We start from the raw sequence: 23,400 nt of genomic DNA, 5'->3' as shown, positions 1-23,400 counted from the left end.
TTGTTTTTATTGGATCGCGGCAAGCACTCGCCGAGCAACAGGGCCGCTGCCAAAGTATTTGGCATATGGGGCACCAGAACAAGAGAGGTACTACGCAATGCACCTGCGTAGTACTACGTAGACAGTGTTGGCCACAGCGGCGCGGCAGCAGAGGTTTTTGATGGAATCGGCTGCGAATCCGAGTAAAGTAGCGCCATGAAATTACGGCAAAAAATCATCTTCCTCGCCATCGTGCCGCTGATCCTGGCGCTCTGCGCGATCGCGCTGGCGGTGCGGCACCAGGCGATTGCGCTCGGCCAGCAGCAGCGCGCCACCATCCAGGCCGCCTACCTGGCCAGCAAGGAAGCCGAGCTGAAGCACTACGTGGAGCTGGCCACCTGGTCGATCGCCCATCTCTACGATTCCGGCCGCAAGGACCAGGCCACGCGGGACGAGGCCATGGCCATCCTGTCCAAGCTGTCCTATGGCGACGACGGTTATTTCTTCATCTACGACATGCAGGGCAAGAGCCTGATGCATCCGCGCCAGCCGGAACTGGTCGGGCGCGACCTGTGGGACATGAAAGACGCCGACGGCAATCTCACCATCCAGCATCTGATAGAACGCGCCCGCAGCGGCGGTGGTTTTGAACGCTACCAGTGGGAGAAGCCGTCCAGCCACCATGTCGCGACCAAGCTCGGCTACGTGGTGGCGCTGCCCAACTGGGGCTGGATGCTGGGCACCGGCATTTATATGGACGACGTCGACGCCGCGCTCAGCAAGATCGATACCCAGGTTTCCGGCAATATCCGCAACACCATGTGGTGGATCGCGGGCATCGCGATCCTCAGTGCGCTGGTGGTGGGAGCCTCCGGACTGGTGCTCAATATCAGCGAGCACCGGGTCGCCGACGCCAAGCTGAAAGTGCTGGCGCAGCGCGTGGTGCGCTCGCAGGAAGAGGAGCGCGCGCGGCTGTCGCGCGATCTGCACGACGGCATCAGCCAGTGGCTGGTGTCGATCAAGCTGCAGATCGAGGCCGGCATCGCCAAGCTCGACCGCGGCCCGCAGCAGGCGGCGGCCGCGCGCAGCAATTTCGAGCGCACCGCCAGCCAGCTGAACGACGTGCTGGGCGAGGTGCGCCGCATTTCCCACGATTTGCGGCCGGCCATCCTGGATGACCTCGGCCTGGCGGCGGCGCTCGAACACCTGGCCCAGGAATGGCTGGAACACGCCGGCATTCCGATCGCCTTCAAGCACAGCGGCAACACCGACGGCTTGCCGGCGGTGGCCAATACGGTGCTGTTCCGCATCGCCCAGGAAGCCTTGACCAACATCGCGCGCCACTCGCAGGCGACGCAGATCGAAGTGCTGCTGCTGGGCGACAGCCAGGCCGTTTCGCTCGCCGTGCACGACAACGGCGTCGGCTTCGACGTCGGCAAGATCGACAGCAACCCCAAGCGCGGCATCGGCTTGCGCAACATGGTCGAGCGGCTGGAAGCGGTCGGCGGCCATCTCAGCATCAGTTCATCGCCGGCGGGCACCCGTGTGCTGGCAACCATTCCCCATGCCTCTTATATCTGACCATGCCTGAACCAATTACCCGAATCATGCTGGTCGACGACCATCCGCTGGTGCGCGACGGCTTGCGCGCGCGCCTGGAAGCGGTGCCGGGCTTCGCCATCGTGGCCGAGGCGGGCAGCGCCGAAGAAGCCTTGCAGCACGCCGAGGAACAGCCTATCGACCTGATCCTGATGGATATCAACCTGCGCAGCAATTGCAACAGCAGCGGCAACGGCATCGACCTGACGGCGCGTTTCCACGCCAGCTTCCCGGAGATCGCGGTGCTGATCCTGAGCATGCACGACAAGACGGAATACCTGATGCAATCGGTGCAGGCCGGCGCCCGCGGCTATGTGCTCAAGGACGCGCCGGGCAAGGATATCGTGCATGCGATAGAAACCGTGATTTCCGGCGGCATGTATTACAGCGCGGCGCTGGCGCAGAAGCTGGCGCGGCCGATGACGCCCGGCCAGCTACTGACGGCGCGCGAACGGCAGGTGCTGCAGCACATCGCCAACGGCGAATCGAACAAGCAGATCGCCCGCGAACTGGACTTGAGCGTGCGCACGGTGGAGACCCACCGGCTGAACATCAAGCGCAAGCTGGAGATCGAAGGGCAGGCGGAACTGATCAAGTTCGCGGTGGAGAATAATTTCCGCTGACGGCTGGCATGGCCGGCATAGATAGATCGCCAGGCAGCAGGGCAGTGCCGATTGTTACCCTAGCTTGCCCTCGGCCGCCAGCTCGCGGATCACGCGGATGGTGTCGATGTCGGCTTCCTGGTAGGCCGAACGGCGGAATTCATCGTAAAACTCTTGCTCGGCCTGCGCCGCCGGCTGCCGTTCGACAGCGTCGTCTTCATATTCAAAGCGCACGAACAACATTTCCTGTTCCGGCTCTTCAATCGTCATGATCAGGCTGGAGCCGGCGATATCTTGCTGTTTCGGCACCTGGTAGCGCACCTGCAGCAGCGGCAGGTAGCTGACCAGGTCCTTGACGATCACTTTGCCGTAACGCAATTCGCGCGCGACCGACTGCACCGACTTGTCCGACAGGCGGCAGTCGTCCAGATGCTCAACGAATAACAGCGGCTGCTCGGCCCGCATCACCAATCCGCGCCATAGCTGTTCGCGCGTCAGGGTGTCGATCAGCGGGTTGAGAGGATCGTTGATTTCGATCAGATGACTGAATTTCATGGCATGTCCGGCAAAATAGTTGATGAGGGATTGTCCCATATTCGGCACAGAAACTCATGCGGCGTCTGCCGCGCCGCCCGCGCTGTTAAAATACAGCGCTTTGCTCCTTCCGGCCTGCCGCTGTATTGTCATCTATGTCGTCTACCCCCAATTTCGGTCTGAACGCTCCCCAACGGGAAGCCGTCAAGTATCTGGACGGCCCCTGCCTGGTGCTGGCCGGAGCCGGTTCGGGCAAGACGCGCGTGATCACGCAGAAGATCCAGCACCTGATCGAGGATTGCGGCTACGACGCCAGGCATATCGCGGCGCTGACCTTTACCAACAAGGCGGCGACCGAAATGCAGGAGCGTATCGCCAAGCTGCTGAAGGATCCGAAACAGGCCAAGCACATCACCGTCAGCACCTTCCACTCGCTGGGGGTCAAGATCCTGCGCCAGGAAGCGCGGGAGCTGGGCCTGAAGGACCGCTTTTCGATCATGGACAGCGACGATTGCTTTTCTATCGTGCAAGACCTGGCGATCACCACCGACAAGCAACTGGTGCGCCGCATCCAGACCGCCATGTCGTTGTGGAAAAACGGCCTGGTCGATCCCGAGCAAGCCATCAAGCAGGCGGTCACCGAGGATGAAGCGCAGTCGGCGCGCATCTACCGCAGCTATGTGGCGACGCTGGCGGCCTATCAGGCGGTCGATTTCGACGACCTGATCCGCCTGCCGGTGGAACTGTTCCGCAGCAATGAAGCGGTGCGCGACAAATGGCAGCGGCGGCTGCGTTATCTGCTGGTCGATGAATATCAGGATACCAACACCTGCCAGTACGAACTGGTCAAGCTGCTGGTGACCGGGCTCGGCAAGAAGCCGATGTTCACCGCGGTGGGCGACGACGACCAGGCGATCTACGCCTGGCGCGGCGCCACCATCGAAAACCTGAAAACCCTGCAGGTCGATTTTCCCGATCTGAAAGTGATCAAGCTGGAACAGAATTACCGTTCGTCCACGCGCATCCTGCAAGCCGCCAACGCGGTGATCGGCAACAATCCCAAGCTGTTCGACAAGAAGCTGTGGTCGGAACACGGGCTGGGCGATCCGATCAAGGTGATGGGCATGGAGGATGACGAGAAGGAAGCGGAGCAGGTGGCGATCATGCTGTCGGCGCACCGTTTCGAGCGGCGCGCCAAGTTTTCCGATTACGCCATCCTGTACCGCGGCAACCACCAGGCGCGCACCTTTGAAAAAGCCCTGCGGCGCGAACGCATCCCGTACACGATGTCAGGCGGCCAGAGTTTTTTCGACCGCGCCGAAATCAAGGACATCATCAGCTACCTGCGCCTGATCGCCAACGAAGACGACGATCCGGCTTTCATCCGCGCCATCACCACGCCCAAGCGCGGCGTCGGCCAGGCCACGCTGGAAGTGCTGGGCACGGTGGCCGGCCAGTGGCAGTGTTCGCTGTTCGAAGCGGTGTTCAAGGGCGGCATCGAAGCCAAGCTGACCGACCGCCAGCTCTATCCGCTGCGCGAGTTCTGCCATTTCATCAACCAGCTGGAAGCCCGCGCCAGCCGCGTCGGCCCGGCCGGCAGCGGCGAGAATGCAGCCGCGGTGCTGGACGACATGATGAAGGAAATCAACTACGAGCATTATCTGTACGACAGTTTCGACGACCGCGCGGCCCAGGGCAAATGGCAGAACGTGCTGGATTTCACCAACTGGCTGAAAGAAAAGGGTACCGGCGGCAAGGATGGCGCCGGCGACGAGCGCAATCTGCTGGAACTGACGCAGATGGTGGCGCTGATGTCGATGCTGGAAGGCCGCGACGAAGAGCCGGATGCGGTGCGCATGTCGACCCTGCATGCGTCCAAGGGACTAGAATATCCACATGTGTTCCTGATCGGCGTCGAGGAGGGCATCCTGCCGCACAAGGGCGATCCCGATGCGCCGCCGGAAACCATCGCCGCCCGCATCGAAGAAGAGCGGCGGCTGATGTATGTCGGCATCACGCGCGCCCAGCGCAGCCTGCATGTCAGCTGGTGCAAGCGGCGCAAGCGCGCCGGCGAAGCGGTCGTCTGCGAGATCTCCCGCTTCGTCAAGGAAATGAAGCTGGACGAGGGCGACGCGCCGCCGACCGAGGCCGAACAGATCACCCCGCAGAACCGACTGGCCAATTTGAAGGCTTTGTTGCAGAAGCCGAGAGCGGCATGAGATGATAAGCGACACAGCGAAACCAATTTTGGAGTAAACCATGAGCATAGACAACATCAAGACATCGCTGGAAAAACTGCGCAGCGCGCTCGAGAGCAACGGCGCGGTCGACAGCGAATTGAAGACTTTGCTGCAAACCCTGGATACCGACATCCAACAGCTGCTGACATCCGCCGATACGGCGCCGGCAGCGGCCCCGGCGACCGGCATCCGCTCCGAACTGGTGAAGCGCGCCCAAGGCATTTCGGCGCGACTGGCGGTGAAACATCCGCACCTGGAGCCGGTATTGCGCGAAATCGCCGATACGCTGACCAATATGGGTATCTGATACCCAGTCAATCCGACTTTGCAGGGCAAGGCCGGGGCCTTGCCGGCAACTGCAGCTTGAAACTTCCCGTTTAACCCATTAATCGATACGACACCGCGTCATTGCCACCCATGGGGCGGCAGCCGTGTCTGCGATTGCTTTATTTTATTGGAATGCCATGTGGTTTAAAAATCTTCAGATCTTCCGTATCCCCGCACCATGGGCCATTTCGGCCGAACAGCTGGAAGCCTTCCTGGCGCCGCAGGCTTTCGCCAAATGCAGCAGCCTGGAACTGCAAAGCCAGGGCTGGCTGTCGCCGCGCGACAACGGCATGCTGGTGCATAGCGTGAACCGCCAGATGATGATTTTGCTGGGCACGGAAAAGAAGCTGCTGCCGGCTACCGTGGTCAACCAGGTGACCAAGGCGCGCGCCGCCGAGATCGAAGAACAGCAGGGCTATGCGCCTGGCCGCAAGCAGCTGAAAGATCTCAAGGAACAGGTTACCGACGAATTGCTGCCGCGCGCTTTCAGCATCCAGCGCAATACCTGGGTCTGGATCGATCCGGTCAACGGCTGGCTGGTGATCGATGCGGCCAGCCCGACCAAGGCCGAGGAAATCCTCAAGCTGTTGCTGGGTTCGGTCGACAAACTGCAGATTTCCGGCCTGCGCACGGCCCATTCGCCGCTGACGTCGATGACCAACTGGCTGGCCTCGGACGAAGCGCCGCATGGTTTTACCGTCGACCAGGATACCGAACTGCGCGCCGCCGGCGAAAGCAAGGCCACCGTGCGCTACGTGCGCCACACCATCGAAGCCGACGACGTCCGCCGCCATATCGCCTCCGGCAAGCAATGCACGCGGCTGGCGATGACCTGGGCCGACCATATCTCCTTCGTGCTGACCGAATCGCTGGCGATCAAGCGCATCGCGCCGCTCGACGTTCTGAAGGAAAGCAACGACACCAGCAGCAAGAACGACGACGAACGTTTCGATTCCGACATGATGCTGATGACCGGCGAGCTCAGCAAGATGCTGGGCGACCTGGTGTTTGCGCTGGGCGGCGAACCGGCAGTCTGAGGCTTGGCTTACAGCTAGCGGCAATGGCGCTGCTTCAGGTTGGCTGAAGCAGCGCGCCTATCCTTAAAACGCCCGGATGGTGGTGCCGCCGTCGGAAGACTCAAAGCTATCCGGGCTGATCATGACGCGGTTGCGGCCGGCGGCCTTGGCGCCGTAGAGGGCCATGTCGGCGCGCTGGAAGGCTTCGTCTATGCTCTCGCCGGGGCGGAAGTCGGTAATCCCGATCGACGCCGTCAGGATAATATCCTTGCCGAACTTGCTCCAGTCGTACATTTCCGTCTCGGCGCAGATGCGGTCGAGCGCCGTCACGCCTTCCTGCACCGTGGTGCCGGTCAGCACCAGCACGAACTCGTCGCCGCCGTAGCGGGCGAAATGGTCGCTCAGGCGCATCTCGTTGCGCACGATCTCGACGAAGGTCTTGAGCACCATGTCGCCGGCGGCGTGGCCGAAATTGTCATTCACCGACTTGAAGCCGTCCAGATCGAGGATGGCGATGCAGAACGGCGTGCCGCCGCGCTGGAAGCGTTTCTGCTCGACCGCCAGGATTTCCATCAGCGAACGGCGGTTTTCGATATTGGTCAGCTCGTCGCGGGTAGCCAGTTCCTGCACCCGTTTCATGGCTTTCACCAGTTGCTGGTTCTGTTCGGTGATCTTGCGCTGCATGCGGCTCATCATGTTGGCCAGGTAGATGCAGCGGCCCAGGGTCATGATGAAGGACAGGCAAACCAGCAGCTGGCTCAGGTTGTTGGCCACCGGGAACCGCAAATGCGAGCCGGACACGCTGAACGCCAGCACCAGGGCGAGCGAGCCGATCAGCCAGCTCACCGCATTCCAGAAGGTGCTCAGGCCGAGCGCGCCGAAAGCATAGATCACGAAGAAATTGATCAGGAACAGATAGCCGACCTGCGGCGCCAGGATCAAGAATCCGGTCTGCATCAGCAGCGCCGTCACCACTTGCGGGAAAGTCAGGCCGGGATCCTTGGAACGGCGCTGGTAACCGCCTCTGATCAGCAGATAGAAGACCAGGGTCACCAAGACCACCGCCACGCCGTAGAACAGCGCGATATCGGCAGCAATCACGCCGGCAAGGACAAATCCCGATAGCAGCAAGGCGTCCAGCAGCCCGCTCAGGGCGACTCGCCCGAGCATGCCTAACGCCATCGCATTCATTTCTTTTCGTCGTTGCGCTTTCATGTCCCCGAATTCCCTTTGAACGCCTTGGTTGTCACTGGTTTCTTCAGCCCGACTGGCAATAAGCAGCCACGCATGACAGACAGCAATTCATTTTTTTGGGAGAAATGGATGCAGGACATGGCCCTAAAGGGGAACAATAATGCCATGTTTTGGCCATCGCACGAATGCGGGAATGAGTAATGTATCAAAATTGTTGCACAACAGATATTCTATAGCTTATCGGAAATTTAAGCCGCATCTGTCAATCCTGGCGAAGGTGTAGAAGCAGATCGGCGCAAATGGGACCGTCACAGTGGAATGTCTTGCGTGTTAAAAAAGGGGTCAGGGGAGTATGAGAGTCATTATTTTGTTATTAGTTGCTGTCGGGATAGGCGGTTGGTACTGGAATCGTCAAAATACTCTCGATGAAGCCAGCGTCACGCGCTTTTACGACACCGCCACCGAGCATGTCCTGAACGGCCGCGGCCAGGAACTGTGCGCCATGCTGACCAAGGATTTTACGCGCAGCGGGATCAACTCGAGCAGCCAGGGACGGATCCAGGAGAACGCCGACAAGCAGGAAACCTGCGACAAATACACCAAGATGTTCGATGCCATGGCCCGCACCGGCGGCATGATGTCGACCAACTACCAGGTCTACATCGAGCATATCGAGGTCAGCAAGGACAAGCGCAGCGCCGAGGTGAAGCTGGCGACCAACGTCAGCATGGCGATCGGACCGATCGGCAGGGTCGCCGAGACCCGGGACAAGAGCGTGGAGACGCTGGTGATACGCAATGGCAAGGTGATGCTGCGGAAATCCGAGGGGACGGCGATTACCAGGACTATCGGCGATCGGTTCTAGAATCTGGCCGGAGATTTTGCAGGCATGAAAAAGACGACTACCTGGTCGTCTTTTTATTTCAGCGCGATATCCCGCAAGCGGGAATATGAAATTGGACGTACAAATAAAAACGCCCGCTTGCGCGGGCATTTGTATTCTTGGCGGAGTGGACGGGACTCGAACCCGCGACCCCCGGCGTGACAGGCCGGTATTCTAACCAACTGAACTACCACTCCTAAACTGCTCTTCATTGCCGCCAGATAATCTGTTTGGTGGGTGCTGAGAGGCTCGAACTCCCGACCTACGCCTTGTAAGGGCGCCGCTCTACCAACTGAGCTAAGCACCCAAATTGCACACTTAGTCAGACTATCTTTCGGTGCGTATGTCACTACGCCTGAAGGGGGCAGATTGTACAACGGTTTTTTTAAAAAAACCAGCGCTTCGCAAAAAATTGTTTAAAAAGTTTTTGGCGGCCCTGTGTTTCCCTCTGTGAGCACCGCGGATTCCGCCCGCAAAATCGCAGCCCGGCGGCCACGCGGTGCGGCGCACTCTGCTATTCTTTCGCGTGAATTGGTTTTCTGGAACAATGGAACGCTGGATTCACGTCGACTGTTGTAACTGGCATGACGAGTTACGCAGCTTAACACCCTGACGCAGATCGTTACGTACGGCGCGGTTTCTTCCTGCACCGCAGCAACGACCTATCGTCCTCATAGGAATATACAATTAATGCTATCAACAAATTGTATATAATTAACTTTTACTATCGAAAGGAATCACGTTGAAAACAATCGGACAATCTCTCGCACCATTCAAGGTCGACGGCGTAAAGCCTGGCTTCAACCTGCCTGAAGAAAGCGGCGTGTCGGCGTTTGAAACCATCACCGAAACTTCGTTTCCTGGCAAATGGAAAGTCCTGTACTTCTACCCAAAGGATTTCACATTCGTCTGCCCGACTGAAATCGTTGCCTACAACAAGCTGGCACGCGACTTCGATGACCGCGATGCAGTCTTGCTGGGCGGCTCGTCCGACAATGAATTCGTCAAGCTGGCATGGCGTCGTGAGCACTCCGACCTGAACAAACTGGGTCACTGGCAGTTCGCCGACACTACCGGCAGCCTGATCGACCAGCTGGGCATCCGTCATGAAGCCGGCGTTGCACTGCGCGCGACTTTCATCATCGACCCACAAAACGTCATCCAGCACGTTACCGTCAACAACCTGGACGTCGGCCGCAACCCGGAAGAAACACTGCGCGTCCTGGACGCTCTGCAAACCGGCGAACTGTGCGCCTGCAACCGCGCTCCTGGCGGCGAAACCCTGTAATCCATCCGGATCCGGTCAGGCGCAACGCGCCTGATCCGCTTGATACAGCAAGCAATTCAGCAATGCAGCAAACGTCCGCAGCGGGGTCGGCCCAGACGGCCTGCCCCGCGCGCGGACGCGATTTGAATTCCGTATTTCAGTATTTAAGGAGAAACCATGGATATGCTTCAACTACGAGATGCCATCCCATCGTATGCCAAGGACGTCTGGATCACCCTGGACGGCGCTTTGAACAAGTCTGGCCTGGCGCCTGAAGTCGCGGCGGCCGCAGGCATTGCGGCAGCGATCTCGGCCGGCAGTCCGCAACTGGTTAAAGCGTTCCAGGGTTTGACCACGGAAGTGGAAGCCACCGCCGCCAAGACCGCGGCCGCCATCATGGGCATGACCAATATCTGGTACAGCTACCTGGATCTGGCCGAGGACGCGGAACTGAAAACCCAGCCGCCGCAAATCCGCATGCAAGCCTATGCCACCCACGGCGGCGTCGACAAGAAGCACTTCGAGATCTACACGCTGGCGGCATCGATCGTCGGCAAATGCCGCGGCTGCGTCAGCGGCCATATCGCCGAACTGAAAAAACTGGGCATCACGCCGGCCGAACTGCGCGACATCGGCAAGCTGGCGGCAGCCGTCAACGCCACCAGCAAACTGATCAAGCTGAACTGATCGGTCATCCGTCATGTCGCTCAAAAGCCATCTGCAGCAGCCGATGGCTTTTTTATTTGGACCGGCGCACGCTCTCGTCCTAAAATGGTTTACGGCTTGTCTTAATCTGTCCAGTTCGAGGAGAGCGCGATGAACGCCAGGATCAATCTAGGCTTGTACGGTGGCGCGGCGCTCCTGCTGGCAGCCTGCAATCTGATACCGGGGCAGGCGCCGCCGCCGGCGCCTGCCACCACGCCCAACGCCACCTCGACCGCCACCACGCTGGACGACTACAAGCGCGGACTGGCGCAAAGAATCGTCGCCGTCAACTCCACCGACGTGTATGTCGGCCGGCCGCAGGCGCTGCTGCGCGCGGTGATCGTAATTAAATATTATGTGAATGCCGACGGCCAGCTGCTGCGCGCTGAAATCCTGCGCAGCAACAAGGACCGCAAGGCCGAGGCCAGCGCCCTGGCGGCGGTGCGCCGCGCCGCGCCCTTCCCTAAACCGGACAGCAAATTCCTGCGCCGCGGCGAAGTCGAGATCGCGGAAAGCTGGCTGTTCAACGACGACGGCCGCTTCCAGCTGCGCTCGGTCGCCGAACAGCAGATGGACCAGTAGCGCGCCGTACATGCTGGCGGTCGCGCCCCGGCGCCGGCGCGGCCGGCGAAACTTGCTTCGCGCGCACTTCTCGCCTACCATCGAGCTACCAGCCAGGACGCAAGGAAGCACTCGCGCGACTCTTCATCGCGCCGCGTCCGCACCTACTCCCCTTTTTCTACGAGACCGCACAGTCATGGATATCAAGCCGCCAATCACCATTTCCAGCTTCGACCTGGAACGTATTGAACAACTGCTGGCATCGGCCGCCTACCGCAACCTGCCAGGCATCGATGCGCTGGAACAGGAACTGCAACGCGCCACGGTGGTGGATCCGGAACAGATTCCGCCGGGCCTGATCACCATGAATTCCGCCGTGCGTTTCATCGACGATGTCAGCAAGGTCGAATACGACATGACGCTGGCTTATCCCGGTCCGTCCAATCCGCCCAATGCGGTATCGATCCTGGCGCCGGTCGGCAGCGCCCTGCTCGGCCTGTCGGTGGGACAGTCGATTTCCTGGCAGGGTCCGGGCGGCCGCCCGCTGCAGCTGCGCATCCTGGACGTGACGTACCAGCCGGAAGCCAACGGCGAGTTTCACCTTTAACCCCATCTGCAATCGCATTCGTATGCGGCAGCGACAACGCTGCTGCCGCAGGTTTTCAAGACGCCGAAGCAACGCGTCTGTTACGCAAAAAAGTAAAGATAGGTCATCATGTTAAGCGCAGATTATCAACGCCCTCCCAAACTCTATCGCTATTCGGAGCGGCAATGGCTGGAACGCTCCCTGACGCTCGGCGAATTCCGCCTGCGGCCGCCGGCCGAAAGCCTGCAGATCAGCAATCTCCACCATCCGCGCAGTTCCGGCGCCAAGACCCTGCCGCAACTGCTGACCCTGAGCCTGAGCAGCAGCGACGACGCCAGCCTGTTCAACGCCTTCGCGCCGTCCGACTGCTGCCTGGTGATCCACGACACTGAGCAGTTCGGCGAACTGGTGCATCGCGCCGCCCAGCGCCTGCTGCCCAACTGGGCCGGCATCGACGCCGCCATCAGCTACGGTCAGCCGAGCCCGCTCGGCGCTACGTTTACCAAGCCGAAGCGCGACGCCGCCCAGCACGAATGGCTGTTTGCCTGGCGCCCGGCGCAGGCCACCATCGCGCTGCGGCCGATCGTGATCCAGATCGGCAATATCGAAAAGATTGCGGAACTGCGCGACCGTCAATAACCAGGGTGCGCCAGCAATGCCGCCGGGCCGGAAATTGCCTGCAACCGGCGCCATCCGGTGCACATTTGCGGACAAAAACACCATGTTGGCAGACTGGCACAGTAGCCTGTATCATCGGCGATATCGCTTAAGCTGGCTCGGCCGCAGCCGCCATGGCTTGTATTGACTATACTGAAAAAAATCACGAATCGAGGAGTCTCACAATGCATAGATCCACTTTGAAAACCACCCGAAGCGATGTCCGTAGCCTGGTCAAGGATGCGCAAGAGCTGTTCCGCGAAGCCGCCGCCACTACCGGCGAAAAAGCCGAGGATCTGCGCCAAAAAGGTTTGGAACTACTTGACGCTGCTGTATCTAAAGCACAAGACGTGCACGCAGCAGCGATCGAGGCCGGCAAGGATCTCGCGGCCACCACCGATGACTATGTCCAGGAAAACCCATGGCGCGCAATCGCCATTTCCGCCGGCATCGGCTTGCTGGTCGGACTGGCAATTTCCCGCAAGTAAACGCAGCATAACCGTCAGGCACGCATGAACCCACAACAAGCCAAGCACAGCAGTCCGGGCCTGGTGTCCGGCCTGGTCAGCACCGCCAAGAACATGTTTGCGCTGGTGATCAGCCGCATCGAGCTGGCCGCCCTGGAGTTTTCCGAAATCGGCGCCCATCTGCTGAAACTGTTGCTGGTGTGCGCCCTCAGCATCGTCGCGCTGTGGTTCGCGCTGGCGTTCTGGAGCGCGCTGGTGGTAGTGCTGGCGTGGGAATCGATGGGCTGGAAGATACTGGTGATCCTGGGCGCCTTCTTCACTCTGCTGGCGCTCGGCTCGGCCTTGTATGTACGCAGCGTACTGCGCAACGGCCGGCTCGGCCTGCCGGTCACCATGGCTGAGCTGCGCAAAGATCGCGACGCCATACTTTGAGCGGGAAAACAGACATGAGCCGACACGCAGGACTGGATAATCATCTGTCGCCCGCCGAGCGCAAGCAGAAGCTGCTGGCGGAAGGCGCGAAGTTTCGCGCTGAGATGCTGCATTCGCGCGATATCGTGCGCGCCAACCTGAACACCAAATCGCTGGCCACCGTGCTGCTGGGCCGTGCCAGCGGCATCGCTTCGTCGCTGTTCAGCACGTCCCGCAGCCTCAAGGGCAGCAACCTCCCTGCCATGCTGCCGCTGCTGGTGACCGGCGTATCGTGGCTGTCCAAGCGCAGCACGCGCAAACCCCTTTTAATCGGTGCTGCCGTGATCGCAGCGATCGGCGGCGCCGTTTTTGTCAGCAGTAGAAATAGTAAAGAAACAACGGATGACGAATTGCCGTAGCCCCCGGCCGGGGACACGGTTTTTTGCTGAAGCTGTCTCAACCTTCGAGAGGAAAGACCATGAATAAATTCAAGATAGGCGCCCTGGTTCTGGCAGTGACCATGGCCACTGCAGGTTGTGCCGACATGTCGGAAACGCAAAAAGGGACCGCTTATGGTGCCGGCGCAGGCGCCGTTCTGGGCGGCCTGGTGGGCGGCATTGCCGGCCCTGGCGGCGCCAAGCGGACAGCCGCCGGTGCAGCGATCGGCGCTGCGATTGGCGCGGTTGGCGGCAATATCTGGGGCAAGCACCAGCAGGATCAGAAACTGGCGATGGAAAGAGCTACCGCCGGCACCAATGTCCAGGTCACGCAGACTGCCGATAACCGCCTGAAGGTCAACGTTCCGGCCGATACCGGCTTTGCTACCGGTCGCGCCGACCTCAATCCAGCCCTGCGTCCGATCCTGGACCAGCTGGCGACAACGCTGGTGCAGAACCCGGCATCGCTGGTGGAAGTCTACGGCCATACGGATAACACCGGCACGGACGCCATCAACGGCCCGCTGTCACGCCAGCGCGCGCAGAATGTCAGCAGCTACCTGAGCAGCCGCGGCGTGGCGCCGAACCGCATCACCATGGACGGCCTCGGCTCCACCCAGCCTCTGGTCGCCAACGATACGGTCGCCAATCGCGCGATCAATCGCCGTGTTGAATTGTTTGTCCGCGAACCGGCTCCTGCTCAGGGCCAGCCGCAGGCGCAAGCCTATTGATCCAAGCAGAAGTTTTGGGCAAAAAAAAACCAGTCAATGCATCGACTGGTTTTTTTTACGACCGGCTACTCAGAATTACTTTGCGGCCGGTTCCGAAGCAGCGCTGGCTGCGGCAGTAGCGGCAGTGCTTGCCGACGCATCGGCAGCAGCGGCCGGCGCCGCCGGGACTTCAGGTTCCTTGAACTTGCCGCCGGACTGGTTGGCCATGTAGACCACCGCACGCGCGACTTCGATATCGTCAAGATCCGGATTGCCGCCCTTGGCCGGCATCGCCCGCAAACCGTGCAGCGCGTAGCCGACTACCTTGTCGTAGCCGTCAGCCAGACGCGGACCCCAGGCGCCGACATCGCCGACCTTGGGAGCGCCGGCAACGCCAGCTGCATGGCAGGCGGCGCAGGTCGACTTGAAGACTTCTTCGCCGGACAGCAGCTGCTTGGGCGCATTGACGTCCTTGAAGGTGAAACCGGCATCGGCGACCGGCTGGATACGGGCCGCAATCGCTTCCGGCGTCTGTCCTTCCGAACCAGCGCCGACTTTCTTGCCGGCGGTAACGTATTGCACCAGCAGCACAATACAGATGATAGGTACTAGAAAACCGGCTGCAACAGCAATGATCAGTTGCTTAGGCGTCTTGATCGCGGATTGATGTTCTTCGTTTTGTGCGTCGCTCATAATTCCCTCAGTGCAATTTTCAAAGCCATAGCCGGATACGCGCCAAAAAACCGTCCAAACTGCCTGAACAGTCCACGATCCCTCGCCAAACCCTTGATTATAGTCGCAATAAATACTATTTGGAACGAACAACAGTTGCTTTAAATGGACGCGCGCGCAGAAAAACGGTATCCTTCATGCCTCTTCACCGTTCCTCTTATGCGGCTGTAGCTCAGTGGATAGAGTATTGGCCTCCGAAGCCAAGGGTCGCTGGTTCGATTCCAGCCAGCCGCACCATAAAGTTCATTTCAAATTGATGCTCAGCAGACGTTTTTTATTTGCTCGCCGTCCAACTTGATATGTCCGGCGAGCAGGACGCATTGGTCGAAATCGCGCGCAATGATGCTGCAATGCGGAAAATTGACGACTTATTCTTCCTTCAGCGTGCGGTTCGATACTACCCACGGGCCGTCAAATGGACTGCGTCATCATGACGCCGCTCGAAATTGGCCTCAATCTCCTCCAAAGTTTTTCCTTTTGTTTCCGGTATCCAGAAGAAGGCCAGCAAGAAGTAGACCGAACAACATGCGGCACATATCAGTAAGGCGGCGCTGAAACCTAACGTACTGCCGGACCAGACAAAAAATCCCGACATGCCGGATGCGGCGAAGGCGTTCAAGGTCAAGGCTACGGCCATGCCGGAACTCCGTATCGCATTGGGCAACAGTTCAGACAAGACCAGCCACACCACCACTCCGGGTCCAATCGCAAAAAATACGATGTAGCTGGTAACCGCGAAGGCCTCCATATAGGCTTTCAGGTTGCCTGCTTCCATTCCCCACAAAATGCTTGCCCCGCAGAGCAAACTCAAGGCGGCGCCCCCTGTTCCAATGCGCAGCAATGGCTGACGTCCAATTCGGTCGACCAGCAGTAAGCCCACGATGGTCGCAACCAGATTCATCACGGTGATCCAGATACTGCCAGCGATGGCCAGTGTGTTTGTATCCGAACCAGCCTCTTTTAAAATTAAGGCGCTGAACTGAAGTATCGGTGCAATACCGGTCAATTGATTCAACACGGCTACTGACAATACCAGCAGCAACGGCAAGCGATAGCGACGCTCAAAAAGTTGCATCAATGACCGGCCTCCTGTGATCTGCTGCATGGAAGGCATGTCAAGTTGCGCCTTCAACTTGGCAAATTCCTCTGCCGCCGCCTCTGCGCTACGACTTGCCTGCAATGCCTTGAGCGCACGTTCCGGTTGCCTTTTTTGCATGAACCAACGAGGACTTTCGGGAATGAGCATCAGGCCGACGACAAACAGCAGGCAAGGCAACGCGCAGGAAGCGAACATGATGCGCCACCCCCCTCCCGATTGCGCGAACCAATAACCGGCGGCGGCCGCAAACAAGATACCGGCAGTCAGCATCAGTTGAAATGTCGCTATGCCTCTGCCGCGAATCACCGGTGGCGTGATTTCAGCCAGATAAAGAGGGATGACCAGGGTCATCACCCCGACACCCAAGCCTTGCAACAATCGCCCGCTTAGCAAAACCGAATAACTTGTCGCGACAAAGAGGGCGAACACGCCTCCAAGAAAAATGGCAGAGCCGACGAACATCATCCGACGCCGCCCAAACATATCGCTTAAAGGGCCTGTGACAAAAATAGCGAACGCGCCTCCGCCAAAAACCGCCGATCCTATCCAGCCAAGTTGCGCGGCGCTCATTGGAATATCCGTTTGCAGGTAAAGCATGGCCGCATTGATGATGCCGATGTCATAGCCGTACACCAAACCGCCCATCGCTGCCACCGTGATGATCAACACTGTTGACCGATCATAATTTCTTAGCATTTTGCCTCCTGAAATTTTGCTCTTCAGAACTTTTCAAATGGAAATTCCTGCTGATCGATACGCTTAAACGCTATAAAGTCCGCATATCGATCAGTACGTCGCTCAACGCATCGATCAAAATGGCAAATATTTTTTCGCCCTTTTCTGCCGATGCGAACAAAGGCGCGCCGAACACGCCGTTTCCGGTTTGCGCCCGAATATCTCGATAGATGGAAGCTTTTCCGCTGCGCAGCATGTCGCCGCTGGCCCATGCTGGCAGGCGACATTCCGGTCTGTTTAAGTTTCCGCCGGTTTCGATGCTTTTCGAATCGACCAATTGCGGTGCCAGATACAACATCAAAGAGGTTTCAAACTCGCAGGCATGACCGACGCCTCCTAAACCAGATTCATTGAGTGCCGCCAAGGCATCACCGCCTATGCGCCACCAACTGCTGGTGACAATATTCCTGTCGAGCCAGCGTGGTCCGATCTGCTCCAGCAGCAGTTGACAGACCGCCTGATTGCCGCCGTGTGCATTCAACAAAAAAACACTGCGAAAGCCATGGCGAAATACGCTTTGTATCGTGTCGGTGCAGCTATCAATCAAACTTTGATGCTGTAGGCTCAAGGTGCCGCAATATTCCATATGGTGTTCGGAGCAACCAACGCTCATCACCGGTAGAATCAGCAACTGCTCTCCAAGTCGCGCATCGAGTTGTTCGCACAAACGGGTGGCAATCAACGCGTCGGTTGCCAATGGCAGATGAGCTCCATGTTGTTCGACCGCGCCAATAGCCAGCAGTACAGGAATATTCCTGTCTACGGCGGCCAAACGTTTGCTGACAAAATTTTCCCAACGCATATCGCCTCCTCAATCGGGCAGCATTGCCCACATTTCAATTTCTACTTTGAGCGTCATCAATAGTCCCGTCTGGATTGCTGTGCGCACGGGAAAGGGTTGAGGAAGACGTCGCGCATACACCGCATTGAAACGCGGCCAGTCGCTCAAATCGGTCATGTAAACATTGACTTTGAATACATCGGAAAATGCAGCGCCGGCACTTCGCAACTGCGCCTGGCAATTGTCCAGAGTGAGCGCCGTCTGGGTTTCAATGTCATCCCCGACGACGTTGCCAGCATGGTCGATTGCGGCCTGTCCGGAAATCACGATTAAGCGGCCGCAACGCACTTGCAACGCCGGGGAATAAGGACCGGCCGTGACGTGCTGGCTGGCTTCGGCCGGCAGCTGTATCAGCCGCTTTGGGCGCGCCTGGACAGGAGCGGAATCTCCGTTGGGAAGATAGCCGGTAAAGCCGGTGATCTTCCAGTCATCACCGTATTTGCGCAATTGATACACGGTCTTCCAGCGCAGCTGGATGTTGGCGTGTTTGCGCAAGTGGATTGCGCCACTGAACGTTTTATGAGCGATGGCGCGATCGCCGATAATTTCAATATGGGACAAGGTCATCGCAGCCAGCAATTCCTGCTTCGGATCGTGAACGCAGTCGTCGATGGAAAACTCAGCCCGTTGACGTAGCCATTCATCGCGATAAGCATTCAGCGACGCATAAAGCAACTTCCAGTTATCCGGATTGGCTGAGCCACAGGCATCAATCGCGCAAAAATCATTACGATCGAAATCCGGTTCGGTCATGCTCCAATCGTTTGCGATGAACGCATCGGCATCGCGTCGTACCAGAATTTCCCAGATTGCTCGACGTTGATCATCTTGCATGGAAAAGGGATTGTTCATCGTGCCGCCTCCAGCAACCAAGTGCCGCAGGCATAGTGTTTCAAGGCATGCTGATCGAGCTCCACACCCAGGCCAGCCCCCTCAGGCAAAAGCGCCCAGGGTGCTTCGATTCGCAATGGCTGTGTCAGCAGATCATGCTCCCGCACCAGCTGACCGAATACATCCGATGGCAAAGTACATGATGGTGCCGCTGCAATCGAGTGCAGATACATCGCTTCGAGAATACCGAGATCAAGTTCCGAACCATGCCAGCAAGGCAAGCTGGCGGTGTCAGCAATACGATCCAGGCGTTGGAAGGCGGCGAGGCCGCCGTTGAAATTAAATCCGTCGATTGCCGCGTGCTGTATGGCATTGATCACGTCATGAGGGCGCTGTCCGTGGCTCACGTAAGGTAGTGAAACGTGCATAAATATCGGTATGGTCGTCATCAGCCGCAAGCGTGCATATTCGCTCAACATCCAATGCGGCAGCGGATCTTCCAGGCACAAAACATTGCCGACAGCCTGCAAGCGCGGCAGCAAGCGCTTGACATTGGCCATGTTTTCCCAACGCTCATTGGGATCAAGGATGATCTGTATATCCGGTGCTGCGTGTCGCACTTCCTCGCACCACGCAGCAACGTCGTCCTCCAGATCGCATTTGAACTTGAGCGACGTAAATCCAAGGTTGGCGAAATTGGCTGCAATGCCGCCAATTTCATCTCGCAGACGATGTCCGGTCCAGGCTCCGATCTTGATTTTTTTCTGTACAGGCCCACCCAGCAAATCCACCACGCGCAACTGGAAGGAACGCGCAAAGGCATCCCAGATGGCGCATTCGAAACCATCATATTCACGACACAAGGCGATTGGCAGCGCCTGCAAAGGGAGCTCATCGAGGCTGCGGCCAATCAGCATGCCCGCAATGCTACGTACAATTTCCCAATCATGGCCGCGATAAAATTCACCAAGGCCGATCACGCCATTCTCCAGCGTCATTTCTAGAATCAGTTTTTCAACTTCATCGAACTGCTTGCTCCATCCAGCCTGACCGCCAATCGACAATTTGTGCAGAGGTTTATCTAGCTGGGGGGAATTGATGCTTCCCGGTTTGCCGCGAACAACAACCTCGGTAAAGCGCATCGAACGGATTTTAAGCGGTACAGACATGGACACGAACCTCTCTGGCAGTGCGGCACAGTTTGCACCGCCGCAATCTTGATGATGAAATCGATCTGATTACATCATCCGATACTTGTACAGAAGCTGTGAATGCACGAAAACAGCAGGATGGATATTTTGGCGTACCGCAGTTGCGCCGCAAATCGAAAATCCAGAATGTCTAGGAATAGACCAATATGTCCATTTACTCGATGAGCAATGACATCTACATTGGCTGAACAGAAAAAGAAAAAGAAAACGCATGCGGAAAAATGCTGCCGCTATTTCATATTTTTTAGGAGTAGATCGATGTTATCGCTCAAAGGAAAAACCATACTGGTGACAGGCGGTGGCGGTAGTGGCGTTGGCTATGGCGTCTGCGACGCTATCAGCCAGGCAGATGCCACCGTCGTCATCCACGTGCTTGATAAACACCATGCCGGGCCGGTACGGGAACGTTTTCCGAATGCACATTTCGTTTATGGCGATCTGAGGGTGCAACGTACAAGCGAGGATATTTTCTCTGAACTAGACGGGCAGGGATGCCACCTCGATGGCTTGGTAAATAACGCCGGCATTGGCTTGAGCAAGACGACACATGAGGTGAGCGAGGAAGAATGGGCCAATCTGACGGCCATTGATGTCACAGCGGTATGGCGGCTCTCTAAGCTGTTCATTACGCGCGCCCTGGCAGCGGAACGCGACGGCAATATCGTCAATATTTCGTCGGTACACGCACATTCAACAATGCCGCGGTATGCGGTCTATGCGGGCGCGAAGGGCAATATAGAAGCGTTCTCACGCGGCATGGCGGTCGAGTACGGAGCCAAAGGCATCCGCGTCAATGCCATTGCGCCAGGTTATGTCCATTCGGATCAGAACTATGCGCTGATTAAAACCTGGGCCGATGACCCTGTCGCCTGGGTTGGCAAGCATTCGCGCAATCAGCAGTGCCTGCCCCACGAAATTGCGCCGATTGACTGCGGTTATCTGGCCGCATTTCTGCTTTCGGACCTGAGCCGATTCATCACCGGGCAGACTATCCGCATTGATGCGGGTATGACGGCCATGCTCTACAACAATGATTTTGTCTGACATCAACAAAAGGAAAATTCATGAATAGCTGGAACAATGATAAAGAACTGTTTGCCCTCGCAAAAGAAACACTGTTCCCAGCGCTGGTAGGCGACATTCTCGATCAGCTGGGGTATTTGCATCAGTTCCTGCCGCCGCAGATTCGTGTGCTTGCTAGCGATATGGTCATCATCGGACGCGCCATGCCGGTACTGGAAGCTGACGTCTACTCCGCTCCGGGAGGCAGTTATCAAGGCAATGCGGCAGAGATTAATCAACCGTTCGGATTAATGTTCGCGGCGCTCGACAGTTTGCGCGAAGATGAAGTCTATATTTGCTCCGGATCATCATGGGAATATGCATTGTGGGGCGGTTTGATGAGTACGCGCGCGCAGAAACTCCAGGCGGCTGGTGCGGTAGTAAATGGCTATTCGCGCGACACTGCGGAAATTCTGCGGCTAGGCTTTCCTGTAGCTTCTGGCGGCAGCTACGGACAAGACCAGGGGCCACGAGGCAAAGTCATCGACTATCGCGTACCTATCCGCTTTGGCAATGTTAACATCACCCCTGGCGACATTGTGTTTGGCGACCGTGATGGTGTCGTCATCGTTCCGCAGAAGGTCGAGCATGCCGTGTTCATTGCCGCCATCGAAAAATCGAAAGGGGAAAATGCAGTTCTACACGCACTTCAGGGCGGCATGAGTTGTGTCGATGCCTTCGAGAAATTCGGCATTATGTAGCGTCATACGCTCTCGCGCGGGACCATTTGTTATCACAAAAATTGCTCGGGGAAGTCCCCATGATGGATTTGAACAGCCGTGAGTAGTAATAGGCATCTTGGATGCCTACGTTGATCGCGGCTTGCTGCACGCTGACGCCATCCAGCAAGTATTGCGACGACAATTGCATGCGCAAAGTATTGACGAAACGCAGCGGCGGCAGACCGACCGCGTCAGTGATTTTTTTTCGTAGCGTGTCGTACTTCCAATGATGCTGATCTGCGATCCGATGAAAATCCCAATCACGTGCAGGGTCGCTGCGAATCTGCTCCAGCAAAAAATTGATTTCCAGATCGGCTTCCGGCGGCTGGTCGCCAGATATTTTCAACTGTCCGAGCAAGGACAATAAGCCAAGCGGGATTTCATGCAGTTGTTGGTGATGTCCATTGTGTGCTTTATACAGCAAGGTAGACGCTTCTTTTTCCAGCAAACCGACATTGTTAGGTCGAATGACGGGGAAATTTTTCTGAAAATGCCCCTGACGGCAGATATCATCAACTGTCGCGCCTTCGAATAAAAACCAATACTCATGCCATTCGGCATTATCTCTCGGATTGTAGAGATGCCAGTCATCGGGAAACAGCAGCAGAACATCACCACCTTGCAATGGCGCCGTTTCGCTGGCACTGGCGCTGACGAAAGTGCCTTCGCCGTCGAGCAGCAATACCAAACCATAGCAACCTAGACGGCGTGGCGCATTAATCTCCTTGAACATTGCGCGATTATAGTGACCGCAACCCAATAATCGAACACCCAAAGTATCAATGTGTTCATCAAAAAAATATTGATTGAAAAATCTTGGCTGGATCGTCATAGACCGCTCCACACGTTGGTGATGCACGCGTCATATTTTGACTGCGATAAATTGACCTAAGTGCTCTCTATATCTTGATCGGCAGCATCGTGACGAAGCTCATTCACAAAATATGTTGCGCCCACATATTGCCATAAGGGAGACCGGATTGAGAAGAATATCGCCGGACTTTCACGGCAGAAAATATGCAGGGAGAGGAGGCGATTGCGCGTGCCGGTGCTTGCCTGAAAAGGTGGCTCTGGAATTTCAGATAAACGTTTAAGTGAAAATTCTGTTCGCATGAAAATGCGCGATGCAATGTCCCGTCACTTCAATATCGTTAGACGAGTGATTTCTATGCGACCACCTCAGCGCGGTGTGATAGCTTCCGTTACTTGATCGTTCTTCCGCAGACCGCAACACGGTCATCGGATAGCCGATTCAGTGATTCATTGCGTGCGGACCGCATCAGTTTTTTCTACGGTTAATGTTTGCCCCGGCGATTGCCCAGGCCGGAAATAACAGTCCGCATCCGGAAGTCCGGCCCGATCAAAGCTTATTTATCAAAGGCCGGGACCCGCGCCTAATTCTTTTCCGGCATGGCGGATGAATGGTGGCTGGTAATGAGCCATTGAGCGCCGTCCCATCGGTAGGTATAGGTGTAGCGGGCCTGGACCACTGCCCCGGTTTTGCCGAAGGTAAACGTGTACAAGCCGGCGTCGACGGCGGAATTGCAGCCTAGCTCAATGAAGCGAAAATCAATCTTCCCGGATGGACGGTTCTCAAGGAAGTGCTGGAAATAATCCTCCTTCTCGGCCGGGGTCAGCCGCGGCTTGTTTGAAACCGTCGGCAGGAGGATGGAGCGCACGGCGTAATTGGCCACCACCTTATGGGGATCGCCTGTCTGCAGCGATTGGTTCCAGCGATCAAAGAGTCCGGCAACTTCCTGTTCCGATATCGCCCTGCAGCTCTCGGTCCTGAATGCCATCGGACTATCCGATGCGGTTTGATGCGTTGCACAACCAGCTAGCGCAAGAGTCAATACGAAAACACCGGCGATCTTCATTGGCAGCTCCTTGATGTGTGATGGAATCCTGCCCAATGCCGTGCATTGGGTTGCTGGAGCCCAATTTATCATGCCAAACAATGCATTTGGGCAATATTTAGCATGTACACAATCA

Annotated in this window: 26 protein-coding genes and 3 tRNA genes; 18 read left to right on the top strand and 11 right to left on the bottom strand. The window is 57.4% G+C overall.

The window, feature by feature from the left end; genetic code table 11:
• The first annotated feature begins 195 nt into the window (after positions 1–195).
• Both AC07V8_RS11795 and AC07V8_RS11790 read left to right on the top strand, forming a co-directional pair.
• Positions 196–1,560: a cache domain-containing protein gene (locus AC07V8_RS11795; protein WP_494678365.1), complete on the top strand. Its 1,365-nt coding sequence runs from the start codon at positions 196–198 to the stop codon at positions 1,558–1,560.
• 2 nt (positions 1,561–1,562) lie between these two features.
• Positions 1,563–2,201, top strand: a complete 639-nt coding sequence (locus tag AC07V8_RS11790) for a response regulator (protein WP_494678366.1) — start codon at positions 1,563–1,565, stop codon at positions 2,199–2,201.
• A 54-nt stretch (positions 2,202–2,255) separates the two neighbouring features.
• On the opposite strand, the gene AC07V8_RS11785 is transcribed toward AC07V8_RS11790, so the two are convergent.
• The gene (locus AC07V8_RS11785; RefSeq protein WP_494678367.1) at positions 2,256–2,735 is read right to left on the bottom strand and encodes an SRPBCC family protein; all 480 of its coding nucleotides are present in this window, start codon (positions 2,733–2,735) and stop codon (positions 2,256–2,258) included.
• Between the two features lie 134 nt (positions 2,736–2,869).
• Here AC07V8_RS11785 and AC07V8_RS11780 point away from each other — a divergent pair, with 134 nt between their 5' ends.
• The 3 genes from AC07V8_RS11780 (at position 2,870) to AC07V8_RS11770 (ending at position 6,318) form a co-directional block, all read left to right on the top strand.
• The gene (locus tag AC07V8_RS11780; RefSeq protein ID WP_211442588.1) at positions 2,870–4,933 is read left to right on the top strand and encodes a UvrD-helicase domain-containing protein; all 2,064 of its coding nucleotides are present in this window, start codon (positions 2,870–2,872) and stop codon (positions 4,931–4,933) included.
• Positions 4,934–4,973: 40 nt separating this feature from the next.
• Positions 4,974–5,261 carry a DUF4404 family protein gene (locus tag AC07V8_RS11775; RefSeq protein WP_494678368.1) on the top strand — a complete coding sequence of 96 codons (288 nt, stop codon included), beginning with the start codon at positions 4,974–4,976 and terminating at the stop codon, positions 5,259–5,261.
• Between the two features lie 157 nt (positions 5,262–5,418).
• On the top strand, positions 5,419–6,318 hold the full coding sequence (locus tag AC07V8_RS11770) for a recombination-associated protein RdgC (protein WP_494678369.1): 900 nt from the start codon (positions 5,419–5,421) through the stop codon (positions 6,316–6,318).
• A gap of 63 nt (positions 6,319–6,381) precedes the next feature.
• On the opposite strand, the gene AC07V8_RS11765 is transcribed toward AC07V8_RS11770, so the two are convergent.
• On the bottom strand, positions 6,382–7,512 hold the full coding sequence (locus tag AC07V8_RS11765; protein ID WP_494678370.1) for a GGDEF domain-containing protein: 1,131 nt from the start codon (positions 7,510–7,512) through the stop codon (positions 6,382–6,384).
• Between the two features lie 331 nt (positions 7,513–7,843).
• Here AC07V8_RS11765 and AC07V8_RS11760 point away from each other — a divergent pair, with 331 nt between their 5' ends.
• A complete protein-coding gene (locus tag AC07V8_RS11760) occupies positions 7,844–8,356 on the top strand; it encodes a hypothetical protein (protein WP_494678371.1) in 513 nt (170 codons plus the stop codon).
• Positions 8,357–8,494: 138 nt separating this feature from the next.
• Here the strand turns inward: AC07V8_RS11760 and AC07V8_RS11755 are convergent.
• Positions 8,495–8,571 (bottom strand) — tRNA-Asp (locus AC07V8_RS11755).
• A gap of 34 nt (positions 8,572–8,605) precedes the next feature.
• Positions 8,606–8,681, bottom strand: a tRNA-Val gene (locus AC07V8_RS11750).
• A 435-nt stretch (positions 8,682–9,116) separates the two neighbouring features.
• Between AC07V8_RS11750 and AC07V8_RS11745 the strand changes: the two genes are divergently transcribed.
• The 9 genes from AC07V8_RS11745 (at position 9,117) to AC07V8_RS11705 (ending at position 14,196) form a co-directional block, all read left to right on the top strand.
• Positions 9,117–9,662, top strand: a complete 546-nt coding sequence (locus AC07V8_RS11745) for a peroxiredoxin (protein WP_494678372.1) — start codon at positions 9,117–9,119, stop codon at positions 9,660–9,662.
• A gap of 156 nt (positions 9,663–9,818) precedes the next feature.
• Entirely contained in the window at positions 9,819–10,328 is a 510-nt protein-coding gene (locus AC07V8_RS11740; RefSeq protein ID WP_494678373.1) for a carboxymuconolactone decarboxylase family protein, read from the top strand.
• 129 nt (positions 10,329–10,457) lie between these two features.
• The gene (locus tag AC07V8_RS11735) at positions 10,458–10,928 is read left to right on the top strand and encodes an energy transducer TonB family protein (protein ID WP_494678374.1); all 471 of its coding nucleotides are present in this window, start codon (positions 10,458–10,460) and stop codon (positions 10,926–10,928) included.
• A gap of 175 nt (positions 10,929–11,103) precedes the next feature.
• Positions 11,104–11,514 carry a nucleoside diphosphate kinase regulator gene (gene rnk / locus AC07V8_RS11730; protein WP_494678375.1) on the top strand — a complete coding sequence of 137 codons (411 nt, stop codon included), beginning with the start codon at positions 11,104–11,106 and terminating at the stop codon, positions 11,512–11,514.
• A gap of 108 nt (positions 11,515–11,622) precedes the next feature.
• Positions 11,623–12,132, top strand: coding sequence for a hypothetical protein (locus tag AC07V8_RS11725; protein ID WP_494678376.1), 510 nt, complete (start codon positions 11,623–11,625; stop codon positions 12,130–12,132).
• A gap of 203 nt (positions 12,133–12,335) precedes the next feature.
• Entirely contained in the window at positions 12,336–12,638 is a 303-nt protein-coding gene (locus AC07V8_RS11720) for an ElaB/YgaM/YqjD family protein (RefSeq protein WP_494678377.1), read from the top strand.
• A gap of 24 nt (positions 12,639–12,662) precedes the next feature.
• Entirely contained in the window at positions 12,663–13,049 is a 387-nt protein-coding gene (locus AC07V8_RS11715; RefSeq protein ID WP_211442598.1) for a phage holin family protein, read from the top strand.
• Positions 13,050–13,063: 14 nt separating this feature from the next.
• A complete protein-coding gene (locus AC07V8_RS11710) occupies positions 13,064–13,447 on the top strand; it encodes a hypothetical protein (RefSeq protein WP_494678378.1) in 384 nt (127 codons plus the stop codon).
• Positions 13,448–13,506: 59 nt separating this feature from the next.
• Entirely contained in the window at positions 13,507–14,196 is a 690-nt protein-coding gene (locus AC07V8_RS11705) for a YiaD family glycine zipper/OmpA-like lipoprotein (protein ID WP_211442600.1), read from the top strand.
• Between the two features lie 75 nt (positions 14,197–14,271).
• Here the strand turns inward: AC07V8_RS11705 and AC07V8_RS11700 are convergent, their stop codons facing one another.
• Positions 14,272–14,868 (bottom strand): c-type cytochrome, encoded by a 597-nt coding sequence (locus tag AC07V8_RS11700; RefSeq protein WP_494678379.1) that lies wholly within the window; start codon positions 14,866–14,868, stop codon positions 14,272–14,274.
• 200 nt (positions 14,869–15,068) lie between these two features.
• Between AC07V8_RS11700 and AC07V8_RS11695 the strand changes: the two genes are divergently transcribed.
• Positions 15,069–15,144: transfer RNA gene (locus AC07V8_RS11695), tRNA-Arg, on the top strand.
• Positions 15,145–15,304: 160 nt separating this feature from the next.
• Here AC07V8_RS11695 and AC07V8_RS11690 read toward each other — a convergent pair.
• The 4 genes from AC07V8_RS11690 to AC07V8_RS11675 all read right to left on the bottom strand — a co-directional run bounded on the left by AC07V8_RS11690 (position 15,305) and on the right by AC07V8_RS11675 (position 19,582).
• Positions 15,305–16,702, bottom strand: coding sequence for a sugar porter family MFS transporter (locus tag AC07V8_RS11690; RefSeq protein ID WP_494678380.1), 1,398 nt, complete (start codon positions 16,700–16,702; stop codon positions 15,305–15,307).
• Between the two features lie 70 nt (positions 16,703–16,772).
• A complete protein-coding gene (locus AC07V8_RS11685; RefSeq protein WP_494678381.1) occupies positions 16,773–17,543 on the bottom strand; it encodes a creatininase family protein in 771 nt (256 codons plus the stop codon).
• Between the two features lie 9 nt (positions 17,544–17,552).
• A complete protein-coding gene (locus AC07V8_RS11680) occupies positions 17,553–18,434 on the bottom strand; it encodes a RidA family protein (protein WP_494678382.1) in 882 nt (293 codons plus the stop codon).
• A complete protein-coding gene (locus AC07V8_RS11675; protein ID WP_494678383.1) occupies positions 18,431–19,582 on the bottom strand; it encodes a mandelate racemase/muconate lactonizing enzyme family protein in 1,152 nt (383 codons plus the stop codon). The genes AC07V8_RS11680 and AC07V8_RS11675 overlap by 4 nt, the downstream gene beginning before the upstream one ends.
• 210 nt (positions 19,583–19,792) lie before the next feature.
• Between AC07V8_RS11675 and AC07V8_RS11670 the strand changes: the two genes are divergently transcribed.
• Both AC07V8_RS11670 and AC07V8_RS11665 read left to right on the top strand, forming a co-directional pair.
• On the top strand, positions 19,793–20,668 hold the full coding sequence (locus AC07V8_RS11670; protein ID WP_494678384.1) for an SDR family NAD(P)-dependent oxidoreductase: 876 nt from the start codon (positions 19,793–19,795) through the stop codon (positions 20,666–20,668).
• Between the two features lie 20 nt (positions 20,669–20,688).
• Positions 20,689–21,387: an RraA family protein gene (locus AC07V8_RS11665; RefSeq protein WP_494678385.1), complete on the top strand. Its 699-nt coding sequence runs from the start codon at positions 20,689–20,691 to the stop codon at positions 21,385–21,387.
• Here the strand turns inward: AC07V8_RS11665 and AC07V8_RS11660 are convergent.
• Together AC07V8_RS11660 and AC07V8_RS11655 are read right to left on the bottom strand one after the other, a co-directional pair.
• The gene (locus AC07V8_RS11660) at positions 21,380–22,240 is read right to left on the bottom strand and encodes a helix-turn-helix transcriptional regulator (RefSeq protein ID WP_494678386.1); all 861 of its coding nucleotides are present in this window, start codon (positions 22,238–22,240) and stop codon (positions 21,380–21,382) included. The two genes, AC07V8_RS11665 and AC07V8_RS11660, sit on opposite strands and share 8 nt — an antisense overlap.
• Before the next feature lie 562 nt (positions 22,241–22,802).
• The gene (locus AC07V8_RS11655) at positions 22,803–23,285 is read right to left on the bottom strand and encodes a DUF4440 domain-containing protein (protein ID WP_494678387.1); all 483 of its coding nucleotides are present in this window, start codon (positions 23,283–23,285) and stop codon (positions 22,803–22,805) included.
• Positions 23,286–23,400 lie beyond the last annotated feature (115 nt).

Source organism: Collimonas sp. GW821-FHT02H07 (assembly GCF_059421505.1).
Note: the sequence above shows the minus strand (reverse complement) of the source record. Positions and strands in the feature narration are given on the sequence as shown.